This window comes from Streptomyces venezuelae, assembly GCF_008642335.1.
Lineage (GTDB): Bacteria > Actinomycetota > Actinomycetes > Streptomycetales > Streptomycetaceae > Streptomyces > Streptomyces venezuelae_F.
Genome location: NZ_CP029191.1, coordinates 1,688,983 through 1,706,786, shown reverse-complemented (window position 1 = coordinate 1,706,786; position 17,804 = coordinate 1,688,983). Strand labels below are relative to the sequence as shown.

Here is a 17,804-nt window from a genome sequence, read left to right as displayed (position 1 = left end):
TGTCCGCGCCCTGGTTCGACGTGAATCGGCGACAAGAGTTCCTGGCTCCCGGGGAGTGGCTCCCCGGTGACAGTGGCGGGACCGCGCCGGATTCGCACCGGCTTCCTCTTCTGCCGCCGTAGTTGGCCCGGGAAGTCCACCACGCCCCGCGAATGCCCGTCAACTCGCTGTTGACCTGCGGCGGGGGAGTGTGTTGGGACCCACACGGGGGCTCGTACGCAGGCCTCTTGCGCAGGGCCCGTACGCAAGAGGGGTGCGGAGCGTTTCGTACGCTCCGCACCCCTCCGGGAAAGCTTGCCGTCAGGCGACGATCAGATAGATCCCGTACGCCACGGCCGCCGCGCACAGCGCGAAGCACGCGTACGCGCCGGTGCGCGCCATGGCCGCCGAGCCGCCGGAGGCGGTGGTCGCCTTCTCCTGCTGCGAGAGGCCGACGATGCCGAGGGTGAAGAGGCCCACCAGGGCCACCGTCACCGCGAGGCTGACGCCGAAGACGGAGCCGAGAGCTGCCCAGTCGATGCTCATGCTGATGTGTCCTTACACCGTCGCGGGCCGGGCGGGGTCCGCCATGGCGCCGGTCGTGGTCGTGGTCGGGGCCGAGACGCCGGCCTTGACGGTCCCGTCCGTGACGGGCGAGGCGGCCAGGGTGCCCGCGGGGGGCGGCGTGACGGCGGCGATCGCGGTGGTCACGACACCCGCGGGCTCCTCGGCCGGGGCGTCCGCGCGGATCTCGTCGTCGGTGACGTTGGTGTGGGTGACGGCGTTGCGCCGCGAGAGCACCCAGATGACGGCGGAGCCGCCGACGAGGAGCGCGGCCGTGGCCGTGATGCCCCAGGGGCCCTGCTTGGTGAGGAACTCGGCGCCCGCGCCGACCAGACCGGCGGCCGGCAGGGTCAGGCCCCACGCGACGAACATGCGGGTCGCGGTCGACCAGCGGACGACGCCGCCCTTGCGGCCGAGGCCCGCGCCCATCACGGCGCCGGAGCAGGACTGGGTGGTGGAGAGCGAGAAGCCCAGGTGCGAGGAGGCGAGGATGACCGTCGCGGCGCTGGTCTGGGCGGCGAAGCCCTGCTGCGGCTGGAGGTCGGTGAGGCCCTTGCCCATGGTGCGGATGATGCGCCAGCCGCCGAGGTAGGTGCCGAGCGCGATGGCCACACCGGCCGAGACGATGACCCACATCGGAGGGTTCGCGCCGGGGTTGAGGACACCGCCGGTGACCAGGGCGAGCGTGATGATGCCCATGGTCTTCTGCGCGTCGTTGGTGCCGTGCGCCAGCGAGACGAGGCCCGCGGAGGCGATCTGACCCACGCGGTAGCCCTTGGCGGTGGCCTTGGTGTCGGTGTTGCGGCCGATCCGGTACGTCAGGCGCGTGGCCAGCAGCGCGGCGATACCCGCTACGAGCGGCGCGGCGAGGGCCGGGATCAGGATCTTGGTGACGACGGTGCCGCCGTTGATCGACGACCAGCCCATCGACATGACCGCGGCGCCGATGAGGCCGCCGAAGAGCGCGTGGGAGGAGCTGGAGGGCAGGCCCACCAGCCAGGTGAGGAGGTTCCAGAGAATCGCGCCGACGAGCGCGGCGAAGATGACCTCTGTCTTGAGGCCGTCCTCGTTGACGATGCCGCCGGAGATCGTCTTGGCGACTTCCACCGAGAGGAAGGCACCGACGAGGTTGAGCACGGCGGACATGGCCACCGCCGTCTTGGGCTTCAGAGCGCCGGTCGAGATGGTCGTCGCCATCGCGTTGGCAGTGTCGTGGAAACCGTTCGTGAAATCGAACACGAGAGCGGTGACGATCACGATCCCGAGGAGAAGCGTGATGTGTTCCATTTACCCAGGCTTCTGTTGGACGTCAGTGGCAAGTTGAACGTAGGCATTCCGGGTGAACGGAAAGTGAACTGGGCCGGGCGGTGCGGTGACTCGAAGCGGAGTGCCCTCACCTGGTCTGTTCCGGGCGTTCGAGAGCGATCGTAGAGAGCGGGGGCCGGGGGCCCGCAAACCGGGCGGAGTGTCGGGCTCCGCCATCCGGCCGCCGCCCCCCGCGCCACGCCGCTTCGAACAGTCCGACAAGCCCGTCGAAGAGATACTGATCACCCCGCCTCCCGCGCCCTCCGGTGCGCGACGGACGGCTGGCAGGATCGCCCGCATGACTGAGCAGCAGTACGGAGAGGGTGACGCCGTCGCGAGGGCCTGGGACGAGCTCGTCGACGCGGCCCGCAGGACCGTCGCGGACGGCCTGGTCGTCGGCACCTCGGGCAACGTCTCGGTACGGGTCGGCGACACCGTCCTCGTCACCCCGAGCGGAGTGCCCTACGACCGCCTGCGGCCGGAGGACGCGGTCGGCGTCGACCTCGAAGGACGGCAGCTCATCGGTGACCTCTCGCCGACCAGCGAGCTCCCCATGCACCTCGCGATCTACCGCAACACCTCCGCGGGCGCCGTCGTCCACACCCACGCGGTGCACGCCACGGCCGTCTCGATGCTGGTCCCCGAGCTCCCCCCGGTCCACTACATGGCCGGCATCCTCGGCGGCCCGCCCCGCGTCGCCCCCTACGCGCTCTACGGCACCGAGGAGCTGGCCGAGAACATGCTCCGCGCCCTGCGCGACCGCACGGGCTGCCTCCTCCAGAACCACGGAACGGTCACCTACGGAGACACCCTCTCCCAGGCGTACGACCGAACGGCCCAACTGGAATGGATGTCCCGCCTCTGGCTCACCGCCGCCGCGGTCCCGGGCCACGCCCCGGCCCTCCTCTCCCCCTCCCAGCTGCGCGAAGCGGAGGAGCGGCTGAAGGGGTACGGCCAGCACCCGAGTGATCCGGTCACCCCAGGGGCATCGCCCACTGGCCCCGGAGCCCTCCGCCCATAACACTGGGACGGTGCGCCCAGCCAAAGCGACGGCAGCGGCCGTCACCGCAGTAACAGCCGCCCTGGGGACGGCCGCGGCCGCCATCGCGGCGGGCCGTTTCGCCAGCGACGCCGCCCTCAAGGCGCCCGCGGGCCGACCCCTGCCCACCGAGCCACGCCTCACCGTGCACGCCACGGCCGCGGGCCAGATCAGCCTCACCCGCGCCCTGGCGAGCCTGCGCCCCGGCACGTACGGCCTGAGCGGCAACGGCACCCACGCGATCGTCGGACCCGTCCTGGACTCCGCCCCGCACGAGGCCGACACCGTCGTACGCCGCCTCGAAGCCGTCACGCGAGGCGCGATGGAACCCGGCGCCCGCGTCCGGCTCACCCCGCAGGTCCACATCGGCGACCCGCGCACCGCGCTCGGCCTCGACCACGCGGACGTCGACATCCCCGGCGAACTCGGCAGCCTGCCCGCCTGGTTCGTGCCCGCCACCCGGGACACCTGGGTCATCGCGGTGCACGGCCTCGGCACCACCCGCGAGCACCCCATGGTCGTCATGGACTTCCTGCACCGCATGCGGGTCCCCGTCCTCGACCTCGCCTACCGCGGCGACCTCGGCGCGCCCCGCTCCCCGGACGGCCTCGGCCACCTCGGCGAGACCGAGTGGCGCGACCTGGACGCCGCCATCCGCTACGCCGTGCGCAACGGCGCCGAGCGCGTCGTCCTGCACGGCTGGTCCACCGGCGCCGCCATGTGCCTGCACGCCGCGGCGCACTCGGCGCTCCGCGAACGCATCAGCGGCCTCGTCCTGGACTCGCCGGTCCTGAACTGGGAGGCCACCCTGCGGGCCCTCGCTGGTGCCCGCCACACCCCGGGGCCGCTCCTTCCGCTTGCGGTCCGTGCGGCACAGGGGCGCACGGGTCTGCGCGGCGACCGCCTGCTGGAGTCCGGGGGCGGCGACGCGCTGAAGGTCCCGACTCTCGTCGTGCACGGACCCGACGACACCGTCGCGCCCTGGGTCTTCTCCCGCAGGATGGCCGAACAGCGCCCGGACCTGGTCACGTTGCACCCCGTATCGGACGCGCCGCACGGCGCCATGTGGAACGCGGACCCGGCGGCCTACGAAGAGGTGCTGCGCCGCTTCCTCACGCCCCTGGTCTGACCCTTAGGAAACCTGCCCCCGCGACGGCCGCACATCGCCTTCGAAGGCCTGCGCCGCCATTCCGTTTGGGTTTTCGGACCGTCAACAGGAAGACTGCTCCTGTGACGTCCCGTACCCCGCGCGACTCCAGGCTCCGACTTGTCCGCGCGCCCCGCCAGAGGGCCGAAGAGCGAGGAGAGGCCCGGCGCGACCCAGCACGGCCCCTGTCCGCCGCGCCCGGCGCGATGGGCAACCGCCGCACGCGCCGTCCCGCCCCCCGCCCGCCGGAGGGCACGCCCGCTCCCGCGGAGCTCGCGCGGGGCGCACGAGCCGTCCTCGCCGCCGCCGCACGGGTCGCCCGCTGGGCCGACGCGGCCCTGCGCCCGGGCCCCGGCGGCACCGGCGCGACCCCCGACGGAAAGGGCACCCTCTCCGACGCCACCGCCGAACGGGCCGCCGCCGAACTGGGACTGACCCCCGCTCAGGTCCGCGCCGACTGGGACACCGCCCGTCTCTCCGGCCTCGTCGAGGTGCACGGCGACAGCGCACGCCCCGGCTGGCGGCTGCGCGTGTGGGACCGCGACGACACCGCCGTCCTGCGCGGCTGGGTCGCCCTCTTCGACGCCTGGTCGCTCGCCCACCCCGCGCCCGACGACCTGGCCCCCGCGGCCGTCGCCGAGACCGTCGAGGCCATGCCGCAGGTCCTGTCCCTGCTCCAGCTGTCGGCGGGCCCCGTCCCCGTGCCGCAGCTCCTCGACCTCCTCGACCAGCGCGTCACGGAGCTCCGCACCGAGCGCTGCGAGATCCCGCACGGCGCCGGACCGGAAGCCCCCGCCGAGACCCCGCAGGACGCCCCGCTCGACGCCCTCCTCGACTGGGCCCTGCACGGCCTCGCCGCCGTGGGAGCGCTCACCTGCGCCGACGGACAAGCCACGCTCACCCCGCTCGGCAGCTGGGCGGTCTGGGTCAAGCTCGAACAGATCTGCGTCGCCGCACAGAGCCCCGCCGGGCACTTCGAGCAGTCCGCCGAGGACATGCTGCGCGGCTGCACACGGCTGCGCCCCAACGCGGCCCGCGCCGAATACCGCGCCTGGCTCGCCGCGCGCCCCGTCGGCAGCGCCGTCACCGACCTCCTCACCGCCGCACGCGGCGAGGACGCCCTGCTGCGCGGCCTCGCCTTCGAGGCGCTGCGCGTCGTCGGCGCACCGGCCGAGGCGGATGTCAGGGCCGTCGTCGAGGAGTCCTCCCTGCGGCCCTACGCGCTGCTGTGGCTCGCCGAGCAGGAGGGCGCCGACCCCGAGGACGTCCACCTCGTGCTGACCCGCGAGGAGTCCACCTGGCTCTGGGTCGACACCGCGGCGGCCGTCGCCGACCACGGAGAGGCCGAACTCCTCGTCCGGCACCTGGAGTCGGCGGTGCAGCCCACGGTCCCCGCCCTCCTCGACGAGGTCCGCCGCGTCGGGCACCCCCGCACCGTGCAGGTCCTCGTCGCCCTCGCCGCGGCCCACCCCGACCCGGCCCTCGCCAAGGCCGTGCGCCGAGCGGCCTTCCAGGTCCACACCGGCGGCGAGTGAGCCGCGGCGCGTCAGCGGCCCACGTCCAGCGGCTCAGCGGAAGGTGTCGCACCGGCCCATGTCGCCGGTGCGGTACCCCTCGTAGAACCACTGCTGGCGCTGCTGTGCCGAGCCGTGCGTCCAGGACTCCGGGGTGACCCGGCCCTGGAACTTCTCCTGGATCCGGTCGTCGCCCACCGCGGCGGCCGCGTCCAGGCCGTCGCGGATGTCGTTGTCGTCGAGGCTGCTGATCAGCGGCTTGCCCGTGCGGTCGTCCGGGCTGCGCGTCGCGTGCCGCGCCCACACCCCGGCGTAGCAGTCGGCCTGCAGCTCGACCTTCACGGCGTTGCTGTCCCGGCCCGTGCGGCCGTCCTGGGAGCGCTGCAGGATGCCCGTCAGGTTCTGCACGTGGTGCCCGTACTCGTGCGCCACGACGTACGCCTGCGCGAAGGGCCCGCCGCTCGACCCGAACTTGGTCCGCAGGTCGTCGAAGAAGTCCAGGTCCAGATAGACCTTCCGGTCACCGGGGCAGTAGAACGGCCCGACCGCCGACGTGGCGGCGCCGCACGCGGTGCCCACCCGGCCCGTGAACAGGATGGTCCGCGCGGGGGAGTACGAGCCCTCCCGGCGCTGGAACTCGGGCCGCCAGAAGTCCTGCACGCTGTTGACCACCGCCACGATGCGGCAGTCCTCCTTGCTGTTCGCGTCCCGCCCCTTGTGGCAGGTCTGCTGCACCTGCGCGAGGGACGAGGAGGTGGCCGCGGGCTCGTCGTTGCCGGAGGACAGCCCCAGCTGGTCGGGGCCGACCCCGAAGAAGAGGCCGAGGAGCAGGGCGATCAGACCGGCGATGCCGCCGCCCACCGTCGCCCGGCCGCCGGGGATCCGACTGCCGCGCACATCCTGCACCTCCGAGGTGTCCAGATCGGCGTCGTCGTCGAACTGCATGGGCGCACCCCTCTGCCGCGCATCCGGAACGGCACCCGCCGTCCCGCGCCGGACCACCGGCCACTTCATCCTGATACGTCCGCCCCCGCCGGGCTCCGGAGGGAGGTCCGAACGGGGGACACGAAGCACTTCCCGCGCCGTGTCGCTCCGCCGCATGGCAGGTACCCCGGCCCCTCGCGGCTACGCTCTGCGCCTGATCTGTGGGGCAGTGGTACCGAAGGGGGCGTCATGGCCGCTCTGCCGCTCGACGCGACGGGCCACGCCCCGGCCCGTCGGGGCACACGCATCGCGCTGCCCGTCGCCCTCGCCGTGCTCGCCCTGCCGCTCATCACCGCCGCCCACCACTCGCGGCCCGCCCCCTACGGAGACCGGCTCACCGTCCACGCGCGCGTGGACGACGCCCGGCCCGACCGGGAACCCGCCCTGCGTGCGACGGGCCGGGCCGTCCAGGCGTACGACAAGGAGAGCGGCACCCCGCGCTGGACCTACACCCGCGCGGGACGCCGTCCCGTCACCCTCCTGTCGGCGCCCGGCCACGCCATCACGCTCTGGAGCGACGGCCTGGTCACCGACACCGCGCGGGCCGACGGCGGCTCCGTGCGCTGGCACCGCGCCGTCCCCGCGAGCGCCGACTGGCTGCGCACCCCGGCCGCCCGCGCCGGCGCCGGAGTCCTCCAGCCGCTCACCCCGGACGCCGGCATGCTCGCCGTCGTCACCCCACACCGCATCGCCGCCTACCGCACGTCGGACGGCGATCTGCGCTGGGTGCTGCCCGCGAGGACAGGCTGCGCCTTCGAACCGGCACGCGCCGTCCGCCGGGGCGGGGCGCTCCTGGTAGCCCAGCCCTGCACGGGCCCGGCCGCCTGGACCGCGCAGGTCGTCGCGGTGGACGACTACGGCAGAATCGTTCCGGGCCGCACCCCGCTGGGCAACGGCGACCTGCGGCGGGACCCCGACGGCGCCGGGAGCCCGGAAAACTAGTTGCGACGGCCCGTTAGACTGGCTGCCATGGCAGCACCTCTCCTCAGTTGGACGGCATAGACACCGGTTCCTGAGCACCTCAGTCGTCCCTCTCGCCGTCCACTCTGTTTCAGGAGAACCCCGTGATCACCGCTTCCGGCATCGAGCTGCGCGCCGGCGCCCGCATCCTCATCGAGAACGCCACCTTCCGCATCGCGAAGGGCGACCGCATCGGCCTCGTCGGCCGCAACGGCGCGGGCAAGACCACCCTCACCAAGTGCCTGGCGGGTGAGGGCATGCCCGCGGGCGGCACCATCTCCCGCTCCGGAGAGGTCGGCTACCTCCCGCAGGACCCCCGCACCGGCGACCTCGACGTGCTCGCCCGCAACCGCATCCTCTCCGCGCGCGGCCTCGACGTACTGATCCGCAAGATGCGCGAGAACGAACAGCGCATCGCGAACGGCTCGGGCGCCACCCGCGAGAAGGCCCTCAAGCAGTACGAGCGCCAGGAGACGGAGTTCCTCACCAAGGGCGGGTACGCCGCCGAGGCCGAGGCCGCCACCATCGCCGCCGCGCTCAACCTCCCGGACCGCGTGCTCGGCCAGCCCCTGCACACGCTCTCCGGTGGTCAGCGCCGCCGCATCGAGCTGGCCCGCATCCTCTTCTCGGACGCCGACACGCTCCTCCTCGACGAGCCGACCAACCACCTCGACGCCGACTCGATCGTCTGGCTGCGGGACTACCTGAAGACGTACCGCGGCGGCTTCATCGTGATCTCCCACGACGTCGACCTCGTCGAGACGGTCGTGAACAAGGTCTTCTACCTGGACGCCAACCGCGCCCAGATCGACGTCTACAACATGGGCTGGAAGCTCTACCAGCAGCAGCGCGAGTCCGACGAGAAGCGCCGCAAGCGCGAGCGGCAGAACGCCGAGAAGAAGGCCGCGACGCTGCACTCGCAGGCCGACAAGATGCGCGCCAAGGCCACCAAGACCGTCGCCGCCCAGAACATGGCCAAGCGCGCCGACAAGCTCCTCGCGGGCCTGGAGGCGGTGCGCCAGAACGACAAAGTCGCCAAGCTGCGCTTCCCCGAGCCCGCGCCGTGCGGCAAGACGCCGCTGATGGCCGAGGGCCTCTCGAAGTCGTACGGCTCGCTGGAGATCTTCACCGACGTCGACCTCGCCATCGACAAGGGTTCGCGCGTCGTCATCCTCGGCCTCAACGGTGCGGGCAAGACCACGCTGCTCCGGCTCCTCGGCGGCGCCGAGAAGCCCGACACCGGCCAGGTCATCGAGGGCCACGGCCTGAAGCTCGGGTACTACGCGCAGGAGCACGAGACGCTCGACCCCGAGCGCACGGTCCTGGAGAACATGCGCTCGGCCGCCCCCGACCTCGACCTCGTCGAGGTGCGCAAGACGCTCGGCTCGTTCCTCTTCTCCGGGGACGACGTCGACAAGCCCGCCGGCGTGCTCTCCGGCGGCGAGAAGACGCGGCTCGCGCTCGCGACCCTCGTCGTCTCCTCGGCCAACGTCCTCCTCCTCGACGAGCCCACGAACAACCTCGACCCGGCCAGCCGCGAGGAGATCCTCGGCGCGCTGCGCACCTACAAGGGAGCCGTCGTCCTCGTCACGCACGACGAGGGCGCCGTCGAAGCGCTCCAGCCGGAGCGCATCATCCTGCTGCCCGACGGCGTCGAGGACCTGTGGGGTCAGGACTACGCGGACCTGGTCGCCCTCGCCTGAGGCCGTCCACCCCGCTTGATCGAACCACTGATCCACTGGGTATGGATCATTCGGCCGATCCGTGATCCCTCATCTGTGTGAGCCGGCCTCGTACCGAGGTGTGGCATACACGGATTTCCGCGCTGAGCTGCGACAAGACGCACCTCGGCCGGGGCCACGGCGCTGACCTGGGGATTCTCCGTTCCGTGCGCTCCGCCGTGCGCGGGACGGCACGCGGAATCGTTCACTCCGCTCGTGATGTCCGTCCCCGAAGGGACGAACCCCGGCGTACGGACCTTGTCGAATGGGTGGCCAGGAAGCCCGGGAGGGGTGATCATGAGAAGTCCAGAGCGCACTTCCCATGAGGAGGCACGGGTGGCCGAGACTCTGAAGAAGGGCAGCCGGGTAACCGGCGCCGCGCGCGACAAGCTCGCGGCAGACCTGAAGAAGAAGTACGACGGCGGTGCGAGCATCCGGGCGTTGGCCGAGGAGACCGGCCGCTCGTACGGCTTTGTGCACCGCATGCTCAGCGAATCCGGCGTCACGCTGCGGGGACGCGGCGGGGCGACGCGAGGCAAGAAGGCCGCCGCCGGCTGACGGCGGGCGGCACGCTGTCCCATGGTCCGATGGTGACCACCCGGTCCGTCAGCCGACTGGCCGGGTGGTTACTGTGCAGTCACTTACGGGCGCTTCCGGCGTCCGGCCCGACCGCACCCCCATCGGAGGCACCCCATGGCTTCGTCCGACAGCGAGCTCGCACCGGTTCTCGACAAGGACGGCGTACGCCTCACCATCGACGAGGCCGTCGCCACGGTGACGCTGACCAATCCGGCCAAGCGCAACGCCCAATCTCCCGCGCTGTGGAGGGCGTTGGTCGAGGCCGGTCAGCTGTTGCCGGGCAGCGTCCGCGTCGTGGTGCTGCGCGGAGAGGGCAAGTCCTTCTCCGCGGGCCTCGACCGGCAGGCGTTCACGCCCGAGGGCTTCGACGGCGAACCGTCCTTCATCGATCTGGCACGCGGTGAGGACGGCCTTCTCGACGCCACGATCACCGAGTACCAGGAAGCGTTCACCTGGTGGCGGCGGAGCGACATCGTGTCCATCGCCGCCGTCCAGGGCCACGCCATCGGCGCCGGCTTCCAGCTCGCGCTCGCCTGCGATCTGCGGATCGCGGCCGACGACGTGCAGTTCGCCATGCGCGAGACCAGCCTGGGCCTGGTCCCCGACCTCACCGGCACGCACCCGCTGGTGGGGCTCGTCGGCTATGCCCGTGCGCTGGAGATCTGCGCCACCGGGCGCTTCGTCCACGCGGACGAGGCCGAGCGGGTGGGCCTCGCCAACCTCGTCGTGCCCGCCGACCAGCTCGACGCGGCCGCCACGGACCTGGCCGCCGCGCTCGTCGCCGCGCCCCGCGACGCGGTCATCGAGACGAAGGCCCTGCTCCAGGGGGCGGTGGGCCGCTCCTACGAAGAGCAGCGCGTCGCCGAACGCGCCGCCCAGGGCCGCCGCCTGCGCGACCTCGCGGGCCTCGGCGACTGACCTATCCGCTGCCGCCGGATCCCCGTTCCTACCCCACCTCGGTGACGAGTACCGCCACCGACGGGCTGTCCGGCAGGGCCGCGCCGACCGCCTCGCGGACCGCCAGTGCCACGTCCAGGGCGCGGTGCTCGTGGTCCGTCGCGAGCTCCACGCGCGCGTGGCGGCGCGGCAGCGTGCCCGTCGCCGCGGGCTCCTCGAAGTGGACGGCGCGGCCCAGGACGCCGGTCAGGCGGGTCACTCCGGGGACCGCCAGGGCGGCACGTCCGGCGCGTGCCTCGTCCTCGTCGCCGCTGTCGGGTTCATCCGTGGTGGGCGGATACGGGGGGTCGTCGGTCTGTCGCGCCGGGGCCTCGGTCTGCCGCGTCGGGGCGTCGTCCGTCCCGTCCGTCTCGTCGAGAAGCGCCGTCACCTTCAGGTCCACCTCGGCCGCGACCAGGCCGAGCCCGGCCGCCGCCTCGTACAGCGCCGCGCGCAGCCGGTCCGCCGCCGCGGGGAGTGGTTCGGCGGCGACCGCCGCGAACTCCCCGGTGATCCGCAGCGGCCCGGGCGGCAGCGCGCTCGGGGGCGGCGGGACAGCCGGGGTGCCCGCCTCGGCAGGCGCCGCGAGCGCGATGCGCAGCGTGCCGAGCCGTACCCCGGGGACCCGCTCAGCCATCTGGCGCAACGCGCCGTCCGCCGCCGATTCCGTCACCCACGCGCCGTCCGCGGCACCGCCGAGCGGCAGCACCCGGCCCAGTCCCAGCTGTCGGCGCACCGCCTGCGTCCAACCCTCTCCGGTCATGACCCCAGCCTGCCGCATCCCGGGCGCGCGGGCGCGGGGCCGCGCTTAATGTGGGCGGAGAAGCAGCCCCACTCGGGCAGTTCCCCTTTCGAAAGGGACGGGACGGCCATGACCGACACCGGACAGCGGAAGGCGTCGCAGACGCTGCAGAAGGACTCCCCGAACTCACCGGAGGAGAGCGCGGCCCGGTCCGCGCCCGGCCGGGGCGGCGGTGACCCCGGCAGCCGCGGCCGCACCACCATCGCCGACGGCGTCGTCGAGAAGATCGCCGGTCTCGCCGCGCGTGACGTCGACGGCGTGCACGCGATGGGCGGTGGCCTGGCCCGGACCTTCGGCGCCGTGCGCGACCGCGTGCCGGGCGGCTCGAAGTCCGTGTCGCGCGGTGTGAAGGCCGAGGTCGGCGAGGTGCAGACCGCGATCGACCTGGAGATCGTCGTCGAGTACGGCGTCTCGATCGCGGACGTCACCCAGGACGTACGGGAGAACGTGATCACGGCCGTCGAGCGCATGACAGGCCTGGAAGTCGTCGAGGTCAACATCGCGGTGAGCGACGTGAAGCTGCCCGACGAGGACGACGACGAGCAACAAGGACGCCTTCAGTAGCCGGCGCACACGAGTAGGGAGCGCACATGAGTATGGCCGTGATCGGCATGATCGCGGGAATGGCTCTGGGCTTCGCCGGATACTTCGGCGGATTCGGGGCGTTCCTGCTGGTGGCCGCCCTGGGCGCCATCGGCTTCGTCGCCGGCAAGTTCCTCGACGGAGACCTGGAACCCGGCGAGTTCTTCCGCACCCGCGGCGACCGGCGGCGGTGAGCGGTGGCGGCACAGGTCGCGCCCCGGGAGCGCGGCGCGACCCGGATCGCCGACCGGGTCGTCGCGAAGATCGCCGCGAGAGCGGCACGTGAGGCGGTGGACGCGGTCCCGGCCGAAGGATCGCCGCCCCGCGCCACCGTCTCCGTCCACCACGAGGCGGCCCGCATCCGCGTCAGCCTCGAGCTGGAGTACCCCTGCGACATCGGCGGGCAGTGCGGCGCGGTGCGTCGCCATGTCACCGAACGGGTAGAGGCGTTGGCGGGGATGGACGTACCCGAGGTGGCCGTTCAGGTGGAGCGGCTGCACTCCGCGCAGGTACGCGCCGCGGCACAGGGGAGGACACGATGAGTGAACCCCACGGGGGCGGCACCCGACCGCTCCCGGTCGTCGAACAGTCGGAGGACGAGTGGCGCCAGTCGGCGTCCGCGACGGCCTACGACCCGCTGCCCACGCTCTCCGACGACGAGGAGAAGGCCTCCCGGTTCTGGTCGAACCGCCGGGTGCCCGCCGCCCTCCTCGCCCTGCTGGTCCTCGGCGCCGCGGGACTGCTCCTCTACGACGTCGTCGCCGTCCGGGCCGACCACCCCGCCATGCACTGGCGGCGCGAACTGGCCCACCAGCTCGGCAGGCGGCCCCTCGACGACACCGCGGTGCTCGTCGGGGCCGGGGTCGCCGCGCTCCTCGGCCTCTGGCTCCTCGTGCTCGCCGTGACACCCGGCCAGCGCGGCATCCTGCCGATGCGCCGCACCCACTCCGACGTGCGCGGCGGCCTGTACCGCGGCGCCGCCGCCATGGTGCTGCGCGACCGGGCCATGGACGTGCCCGGCGTGCAGTCCGTGCGGGTCCGCATGAAGCGCTCGAAAGTCGACGTGCGCGCGGTGTCCCACTTCCGTGAACTCGACGACGTACGCGGCGACTTGGACGCGACGCTCGCCGACGGCATCCGCGACCTGGGCCTCGCCCGCGCCCCCGGGCTCTCCGTCCATGTGGCCCGGCCCGGCAGGAAGGGGTGAGCGGCGTGCTGCGTACGGTCAACCGCGTCGTCCTCGCCCTCGTCGGGCTCGTCCTGCTCGTCCTCGGCGGCTCCGTGCTCGCCGTCGGACTCGGCGCGTCGCCGCCCTCCTGGTGGATCCACGACGGCCGGCACGACGTGCTGGTCAGCGCCGCCGACCGGGCGCGGTGGCGGGGCGACGGATGGTTCTGGCCCACGGTCATCGCCGCCCTGGCGGTGTGCGTGCTGCTCGCGCTGTGGTGGCTCTCCGCCCAGCTGCGCAGGCGCCGCCTCGCCGAGGTCCTGGTGGAGACCGGGGACGGCGAGGGCGCGCTGCTGCGCGGCCGGGCCATGGAGAGCGTCCTGGCCGGCGAGGCCGAGGCCCTGGACGGCGTCGACCGGGCCCAGGCCGTCCTCACCGGCCGACGCAGCGCACCGCGGGCACGCGTGGACCTCACCCTGGCCCCCCACGCCACCCCGTCCGACGCGCTGCACCGGCTCTCCGCCGACACACTCGGCCGGGCCCGCGACTCGGCGGGCCTCGCCTCCCTGCCCGCCACGGTCCGGCTGCGCGCAGCCAAGCACCGGGCGGAGAGGGTCAGCTGAGCCGCACGCCGTCAGAACCCGGCGCGTGAACCGCCGTCCACCGGCACCATGATCCCCGTCAGGTAAGAGGCCGCGGGCGAGAGCAGGAACGCCGCGGTGCGGCCGAACTCCTGCGGGGTGCCGTAGCGCCGCAGGGGGATGCCCGCCTCGTTGGCGGCGCGGGTGGCCTCCGGGTCGGGGGAGAGGCCGTCCAGCTGGCGCATGCGGTCGGTGCCGATCCGGCCGGGCAGCACGCCGACCACCCGGATGCCGCGCGGGCCGAGCTCGTCCGCGAGGGACTTGGCGAACCCGGCGAGCCCCGGCCGCAGACCGTTGGAGATCGTCAGGCCCGCGATCGGCTCGTACACCGAACCGGAGAGCACGAAGCCGATGACGCCGCCCTCGCCGAGCTCGGCCGCCGCGGTCCGGGCGAGGCGCACCGCGCCGAGGAACACCGACTCGAACGCCGTCTGCCACTGCTCGTCGGTGTTGTCCGCGACGAAGCCCGGCGCGGGCCCGCCGACGCTGATCAGCACGCCGTCGAAGCGCCCGAAGTGCTCACGCGCGGCGGCGACGAGCGCGGCCGCGGAGTCCGGGTCGGCGTTGTCCGCGACGACACCCACCGCGTTCGGGCCGAGCTCGGCGGCCGCCTCGTCGACCGTCTTCTGCTGACGGCCCGTGACCACGACCTTCGCGCCGTCCGCGACGAGCTCGCGGGCGGTGGCGTTGCCGAGGCCACGGGTGGCGCCGGTGACTACGTAGACACGGTTTTCCAGTCCAAGATCCATGGCCCTAGTCTCCCGCGTCCGCCCCGTAGAGCGCGAGGGCGGTATTCACCAGGCCGATGTGGCTGAATGCCTGCGGGAAGTTGCCGAGCTGACGGCGGGAGGTGGGGTCGTACTCCTCCGCCAGCAGCCCCACGTCGTTGCGGAGCGCGAGCAGGCGTTCGAACAGCTCGCGCGCCTCCTTCGTACGGCCCGTCATGTGCAGCGCGTCCGCCAGCCAGAACGAGCAGACGACGAAGACGCCCTCCTGGCCCGGCAGGCCGTCGATGACCGTCTGGTCGGCGGTGTAGCGGCGCAGGAGCCCGCCGTGGCCGAGCTCGGCGTGCACTGCGTCGATGGTGCCGATGACGCGCGGGTCGTCGGGCGGCAGGAACCCCACACGCGGTATGAGCAGCAGCGACGCGTCCAGTTCGGTCGAGCCGTAGGACTGCGTGAACGTGTTGCGCTCCGGGTCGTAGCCGCGCTCGCAGACCTCGCGGTGCACCTCGTCCCGCAGCTTCCGCCACCGGTCGACGTCGCCGCGGAGCTTCGGGTTCTTCTCCAAGGAGCGCACCGTGCGGTCGGCGGCGACCCAGACCATCACCTTCGAGTACACGAAGTGCCGGCGCGGGCCGCGCACCTCCCACAGGCCCTGGTCCGGCTCCCGCCACTTCTTGTGCAGGAATTCGAGCAGGGACAGCTGGAGGTGCCAGGCGTGCGGGGGAGTGGAGAGGCCGTAACGGTCCGCCAGGGCGAGGGAGTCGACGACCTCGCCGTACACGTCGAGCTGCAGCTGTTCGACCGCTTCGTTGCCGATGCGTACCGGGGTGGAGTCCGCGTACCCGGACAGCCATGGAACCTCGTACTCCGGCAAGCGGCGCTCTCCGGAGAGGCCGTACACGATCTGCAGGTCCGCGGGGTTGCCCGCGACGGCGCGCAGCAGCCAGTCGCGCCATGCCTCGGCCTCCTCCGAGAAGCCGGCGGCGAGCAGCGCGCCCAGGGTGAGGGTGGAGTCGCGCAGCCAGCAGAAGCGGTAGTCCCAGTTGCGCACGCCGCCGGGTTCCTCGGGCAGCGAGGTGGTGGGGGCGGCGACGATGCCGCCCGTCGGGGCGTACGTGAGGGCCTTGAGGGTGATGAGGGAGCGGATGACCGCGTCCCGGTGCGGTCCTTCGTAGTGGCAGAGGGACGTCCAGGCGCGCCAGTCCTCCAGGCTGTGTTCCAGCGACTCGTACGGGTCGACGAGCGAGGGACGCGGTTCGTGCGAGGGGTGCCAGGTCAGGACGAAAGCGACCTTTTCGCCCTCCTCGACCGTGAACTCGGAGTGCGTGCCGAAGGCGTGACCCCACGTGTGCACGGACGGCTCGCTGCGCAGCCACACGGAGTCGGGGCCCGCCACGGCGACGCGGTGGCCGTCCTTCTGGCGCATCCAGGGCACGACCGAGCCGTAGTCGAACCGGAGCCGGAGCGTGCTGCGCACGGTGACGCGGCCCTTGAGGCCCTCGACGATGCGGATGACGTCGGGGGCGCGGTCGCGCTGCGGCATGAAGTCCGTGACACGGACGGACCCGTCCTCCGTGTCCCACTCCGAGTCGAGGACGAGGGAGTCGGGACGGTAGGCGCGGCGGGTGCACGCCCCCGCGCCCTTGGGCGCCATGCGCCAGTGCCCGTTCTCCTCGTCGCCGAGCAGTGCGGCGAAGCAGGCGGGCGAGTCGAAGCGGGGCAGGCAGAGCCATCCGATGGAGCCGTCCCTGCCGACGAGGGCGGCGGTCTGGTGGTCGCCGATCAGCGCGAGGTCCTCGATGGGCACGAGCTGTTCGGCGGGCGGGAGGTCGGTGGCGGGCGCGAGGTCTTCGATGTGGCGGGACACGGATGACGGTTTCCCGGAGTCGGGCCGCGTCAATCTGGCGGAATGCGGGACTTCCGGCGCAGACCCTGGAGCACGGCGCAGCCCCTGGAGCCCTGGCGCAGACCCTGAAGTCCTAGACGGCCGCGGGCGTCGCTTCCGGAGCCGTGGCTTCCGCGGCCGCCGCGCGGTCGCGCCGCTCCCTGCGGACCAGGACCACCCAGCCGATGGGGACGCCCGTGGCGAACAGCCACCACTGGACCGCGTACGCCATGTGGGCGCCGATGCTGCTGTGGTCGGGCTCGCCGATCAGCTCGGGGGAGCCGCCCTTCGCCTCGGGAGCGGACAGCTCGACGTAGCCGCCGAGAACCTGCTTGCCGAGGGCGTCGGCCTGCTGCCCGCTGCTGATCAGCATGATCTGACGGTCCGGAAGGCCGCGGACGTCCTTGATGCCGCTGGCCGCGGACGTCTCGTCGGCCATGAGGCGGCCGGTGACGGTGATCTCGCCCTTGGGCGGGGCGGGGATCTTCGGGAAGGCGGTCTGCGGGCCGTCGGCGGGGATCCAGCCGCGGTTGACGAGCAGGACCTTGCCGTCGCCGAGGACGAACGGGGTCAGGACGTGGAAGCCGACCGCGTCGTCGGAGTTGGTGCGGCGCCGCACCACGACCTCGTGCTTCGCGTCGAACGTCCCCTTGGCGCTCACCCGGCGGTAGAGGTCTTCCCTGGGCACCTCGTGGCCGGGCGAGGTGAGCTTCTCGGCCGGGACCGGGTCGGCGTTGAGCGCGTCCGAGATCCGCTGGTTCTGGGCGACCCGGTTCTCATGGCGGTGCAGCTGCCAGAAGCCGAGCTCGACCATCACGGGGATGAGAACGAGGGCGATGAGGGTGAGGATCACCCACTGCCGGGACAACAGGAAGCGGTACACCCCACGACGGTACCTCTCGGGTCGTGGGGTGCCCGGCGGCGGGGTCCGGTCAGACGTTGTCGACGATGCCCACCCGCCCCTCCGCGCGCGAGCAGTGGGCGCCGCAGTACCAGTGGCCCTCCACCTCGACGCCCTGGCCGATGATGCGGCACCGGCAGTGCTCGCAGATGGGCGCCATGCGGTGGATGGCGCAGGAGAAGCAGTCGAAGACGTGCACCGCCCCTTGGGCGTGCACTTCGAAGGACATGCCGTAGTCGTTTCCGCAGACCTCGCAACGTGCCATGCGCCTCAGGGTGGGACGCGGCGGCGGTGCGGGGCGAGCGGTCGGCGGGCGAGTCGCGCGGCAATCACCCGTCTGACGGTTACGCGTCCGACGGTCACGCGTCCGAC

General features: G+C 72.9%; 20 protein-coding genes and 1 riboswitch. Of the genes, 12 read left to right on the top strand and 8 right to left on the bottom strand.

Going from position 1 to position 17,804, the window contains the following annotated elements; genetic code table 11:
- Window positions 1-14: 14 nt before the first annotated feature.
- Window positions 15-153: riboswitch (cobalamin riboswitch) on the bottom strand.
- Between the two features lie 147 nt (window positions 154-300).
- Window positions 301-525: a hypothetical protein gene (locus tag DEJ49_RS07570; protein ID WP_150183406.1), complete on the bottom strand. Its 225-nt coding sequence runs from the start codon at window positions 523-525 to the stop codon at window positions 301-303.
- Between the two features lie 12 nt (window positions 526-537).
- Window positions 538-1,830 carry an inorganic phosphate transporter gene (locus DEJ49_RS07565; RefSeq protein WP_150183405.1) on the bottom strand — a complete coding sequence of 431 codons (1,293 nt, stop codon included), beginning with the start codon at window positions 1,828-1,830 and terminating at the stop codon, window positions 538-540.
- Window positions 1,831-2,146: 316 nt separating this feature from the next.
- On the opposite strand from DEJ49_RS07565, the gene DEJ49_RS07560 reads away from it, so the two are divergent.
- The 3 genes from DEJ49_RS07560 to DEJ49_RS07550 all read left to right on the top strand — a co-directional run bounded on the left by DEJ49_RS07560 (window position 2,147) and on the right by DEJ49_RS07550 (window position 5,569).
- Window positions 2,147-2,869: a class II aldolase/adducin family protein gene (locus tag DEJ49_RS07560; RefSeq protein ID WP_150183404.1), complete on the top strand. Its 723-nt coding sequence runs from the start codon at window positions 2,147-2,149 to the stop codon at window positions 2,867-2,869.
- Between the two features lie 10 nt (window positions 2,870-2,879).
- Window positions 2,880-4,016 (top strand): alpha/beta hydrolase family protein, encoded by a 1,137-nt coding sequence (locus DEJ49_RS07555; protein ID WP_150183403.1) that lies wholly within the window; start codon window positions 2,880-2,882, stop codon window positions 4,014-4,016.
- 101 nt (window positions 4,017-4,117) lie between these two features.
- Window positions 4,118-5,569 (top strand): hypothetical protein, encoded by a 1,452-nt coding sequence (locus DEJ49_RS07550; RefSeq protein WP_190329290.1) that lies wholly within the window; start codon window positions 4,118-4,120, stop codon window positions 5,567-5,569.
- A 33-nt stretch (window positions 5,570-5,602) separates the two neighbouring features.
- Here DEJ49_RS07550 and DEJ49_RS07545 read toward each other — a convergent pair whose 3' ends face one another.
- Entirely contained in the window at window positions 5,603-6,493 is an 891-nt protein-coding gene (locus tag DEJ49_RS07545) for a neutral zinc metallopeptidase (RefSeq protein ID WP_150183402.1), read from the bottom strand.
- A gap of 228 nt (window positions 6,494-6,721) precedes the next feature.
- Between DEJ49_RS07545 and DEJ49_RS07540 the strand changes: the two genes are divergently transcribed.
- The 4 genes from DEJ49_RS07540 to DEJ49_RS07525 all read left to right on the top strand — a co-directional run bounded on the left by DEJ49_RS07540 (window position 6,722) and on the right by DEJ49_RS07525 (window position 10,710).
- Entirely contained in the window at window positions 6,722-7,474 is a 753-nt protein-coding gene (locus DEJ49_RS07540) for a hypothetical protein (RefSeq protein WP_150183401.1), read from the top strand.
- 122 nt (window positions 7,475-7,596) lie between these two features.
- On the top strand, window positions 7,597-9,195 hold the full coding sequence (locus DEJ49_RS07535; protein ID WP_150183400.1) for an ABC-F family ATP-binding cassette domain-containing protein: 1,599 nt from the start codon (window positions 7,597-7,599) through the stop codon (window positions 9,193-9,195).
- Between the two features lie 354 nt (window positions 9,196-9,549).
- Window positions 9,550-9,771 carry a helix-turn-helix domain-containing protein gene (locus DEJ49_RS07530; protein ID WP_055550175.1) on the top strand — a complete coding sequence of 74 codons (222 nt, stop codon included), beginning with the start codon at window positions 9,550-9,552 and terminating at the stop codon, window positions 9,769-9,771.
- 135 nt (window positions 9,772-9,906) lie between these two features.
- Complete coding sequence (locus DEJ49_RS07525; protein WP_150183399.1) at window positions 9,907-10,710, top strand: enoyl-CoA hydratase/isomerase family protein; 804 nt, start codon at window positions 9,907-9,909, stop codon at window positions 10,708-10,710.
- A gap of 28 nt (window positions 10,711-10,738) precedes the next feature.
- On the opposite strand, the gene DEJ49_RS07520 is transcribed toward DEJ49_RS07525, so the two are convergent.
- Window positions 10,739-11,491 (bottom strand): nucleopolyhedrovirus P10 family protein, encoded by a 753-nt coding sequence (locus DEJ49_RS07520; RefSeq protein ID WP_150183398.1) that lies wholly within the window; start codon window positions 11,489-11,491, stop codon window positions 10,739-10,741.
- Window positions 11,492-11,599: 108 nt separating this feature from the next.
- Between DEJ49_RS07520 and DEJ49_RS07515 the strand changes: the two genes are divergently transcribed.
- The 5 genes from DEJ49_RS07515 to amaP are packed head-to-tail and all read left to right on the top strand — an operon-like array spanning window position 11,600 to window position 13,903.
- Window positions 11,600-12,094, top strand: a complete 495-nt coding sequence (locus DEJ49_RS07515; protein ID WP_150183397.1) for an Asp23/Gls24 family envelope stress response protein — start codon at window positions 11,600-11,602, stop codon at window positions 12,092-12,094.
- A gap of 26 nt (window positions 12,095-12,120) precedes the next feature.
- Window positions 12,121-12,306, top strand: a complete 186-nt coding sequence (locus DEJ49_RS07510; RefSeq protein WP_150166335.1) for a hypothetical protein — start codon at window positions 12,121-12,123, stop codon at window positions 12,304-12,306.
- Window positions 12,307-12,309: 3 nt separating this feature from the next.
- The gene (locus tag DEJ49_RS07505; protein ID WP_150183396.1) at window positions 12,310-12,654 is read left to right on the top strand and encodes an Asp23/Gls24 family envelope stress response protein; all 345 of its coding nucleotides are present in this window, start codon (window positions 12,310-12,312) and stop codon (window positions 12,652-12,654) included.
- On the top strand, window positions 12,651-13,319 hold the full coding sequence (locus DEJ49_RS07500; RefSeq protein WP_150183395.1) for a DUF6286 domain-containing protein: 669 nt from the start codon (window positions 12,651-12,653) through the stop codon (window positions 13,317-13,319). The genes DEJ49_RS07505 and DEJ49_RS07500 overlap by 4 nt, the downstream gene beginning before the upstream one ends.
- Window positions 13,316-13,903, top strand: a complete 588-nt coding sequence (gene amaP / locus DEJ49_RS07495; protein WP_150183394.1) for an alkaline shock response membrane anchor protein AmaP — start codon at window positions 13,316-13,318, stop codon at window positions 13,901-13,903. Before DEJ49_RS07500 ends, amaP begins: the two co-directional genes overlap by 4 nt.
- Before the next feature lie 11 nt (window positions 13,904-13,914).
- On the opposite strand, the gene DEJ49_RS07490 is transcribed toward amaP, so the two are convergent.
- The 4 genes from DEJ49_RS07490 to DEJ49_RS07475 all read right to left on the bottom strand — a co-directional run bounded on the left by DEJ49_RS07490 (window position 13,915) and on the right by DEJ49_RS07475 (window position 17,697).
- Window positions 13,915-14,670: an SDR family oxidoreductase gene (locus DEJ49_RS07490; RefSeq protein WP_150183393.1), complete on the bottom strand. Its 756-nt coding sequence runs from the start codon at window positions 14,668-14,670 to the stop codon at window positions 13,915-13,917.
- Between the two features lie 4 nt (window positions 14,671-14,674).
- Window positions 14,675-16,453, bottom strand: coding sequence for a glycoside hydrolase family 15 protein (locus tag DEJ49_RS07485; RefSeq protein ID WP_411757228.1), 1,779 nt, complete (start codon window positions 16,451-16,453; stop codon window positions 14,675-14,677).
- 172 nt (window positions 16,454-16,625) lie between these two features.
- A complete protein-coding gene (locus DEJ49_RS07480) occupies window positions 16,626-17,414 on the bottom strand; it encodes an SURF1 family protein (protein WP_150183392.1) in 789 nt (262 codons plus the stop codon).
- A 49-nt stretch (window positions 17,415-17,463) separates the two neighbouring features.
- Window positions 17,464-17,697, bottom strand: a complete 234-nt coding sequence (locus DEJ49_RS07475) for a hypothetical protein (RefSeq protein WP_150166323.1) — start codon at window positions 17,695-17,697, stop codon at window positions 17,464-17,466.
- Window positions 17,698-17,804 lie beyond the last annotated feature (107 nt).

Excerpts from the sequence above, each read along its gene's own strand:
- DEJ49_RS07475 (WP_150166323.1), bottom strand. The coding sequence starts at position 17,697 with ATGGCACGTTGCGAGGTCTGCGGAAACGACTACGGCATGTCCTTCGAA.
- DEJ49_RS07540 (WP_150183401.1), top strand. The coding sequence starts at position 6,722 with ATGGCCGCTCTGCCGCTCGACGCGACGGGCCACGCCCCGGCCCGTCGG.
- DEJ49_RS07570 (WP_150183406.1), bottom strand. The coding sequence starts at position 525 with ATGAGCATCGACTGGGCAGCTCTCGGCTCCGTCTTCGGCGTCAGCCTC.
- DEJ49_RS07545 (WP_150183402.1), bottom strand. The coding sequence starts at position 6,493 with ATGCAGTTCGACGACGACGCCGATCTGGACACCTCGGAGGTGCAGGAT.
- DEJ49_RS07510 (WP_150166335.1), top strand. The coding sequence starts at position 12,121 with ATGAGTATGGCCGTGATCGGCATGATCGCGGGAATGGCTCTGGGCTTC.
- DEJ49_RS07560 (WP_150183404.1), top strand. The coding sequence starts at position 2,147 with ATGACTGAGCAGCAGTACGGAGAGGGTGACGCCGTCGCGAGGGCCTGG.
- DEJ49_RS07525 (WP_150183399.1), top strand. The coding sequence starts at position 9,907 with ATGGCTTCGTCCGACAGCGAGCTCGCACCGGTTCTCGACAAGGACGGC.
- DEJ49_RS07515 (WP_150183397.1), top strand. The coding sequence starts at position 11,600 with ATGACCGACACCGGACAGCGGAAGGCGTCGCAGACGCTGCAGAAGGAC.
- DEJ49_RS07565 (WP_150183405.1), bottom strand. The coding sequence starts at position 1,830 with ATGGAACACATCACGCTTCTCCTCGGGATCGTGATCGTCACCGCTCTC.
- DEJ49_RS07490 (WP_150183393.1), bottom strand. The coding sequence starts at position 14,670 with ATGGATCTTGGACTGGAAAACCGTGTCTACGTAGTCACCGGCGCCACC.
- DEJ49_RS07500 (WP_150183395.1), top strand. The coding sequence starts at position 12,651 with ATGAGTGAACCCCACGGGGGCGGCACCCGACCGCTCCCGGTCGTCGAA.
- DEJ49_RS07520 (WP_150183398.1), bottom strand. The coding sequence starts at position 11,491 with ATGACCGGAGAGGGTTGGACGCAGGCGGTGCGCCGACAGCTGGGACTG.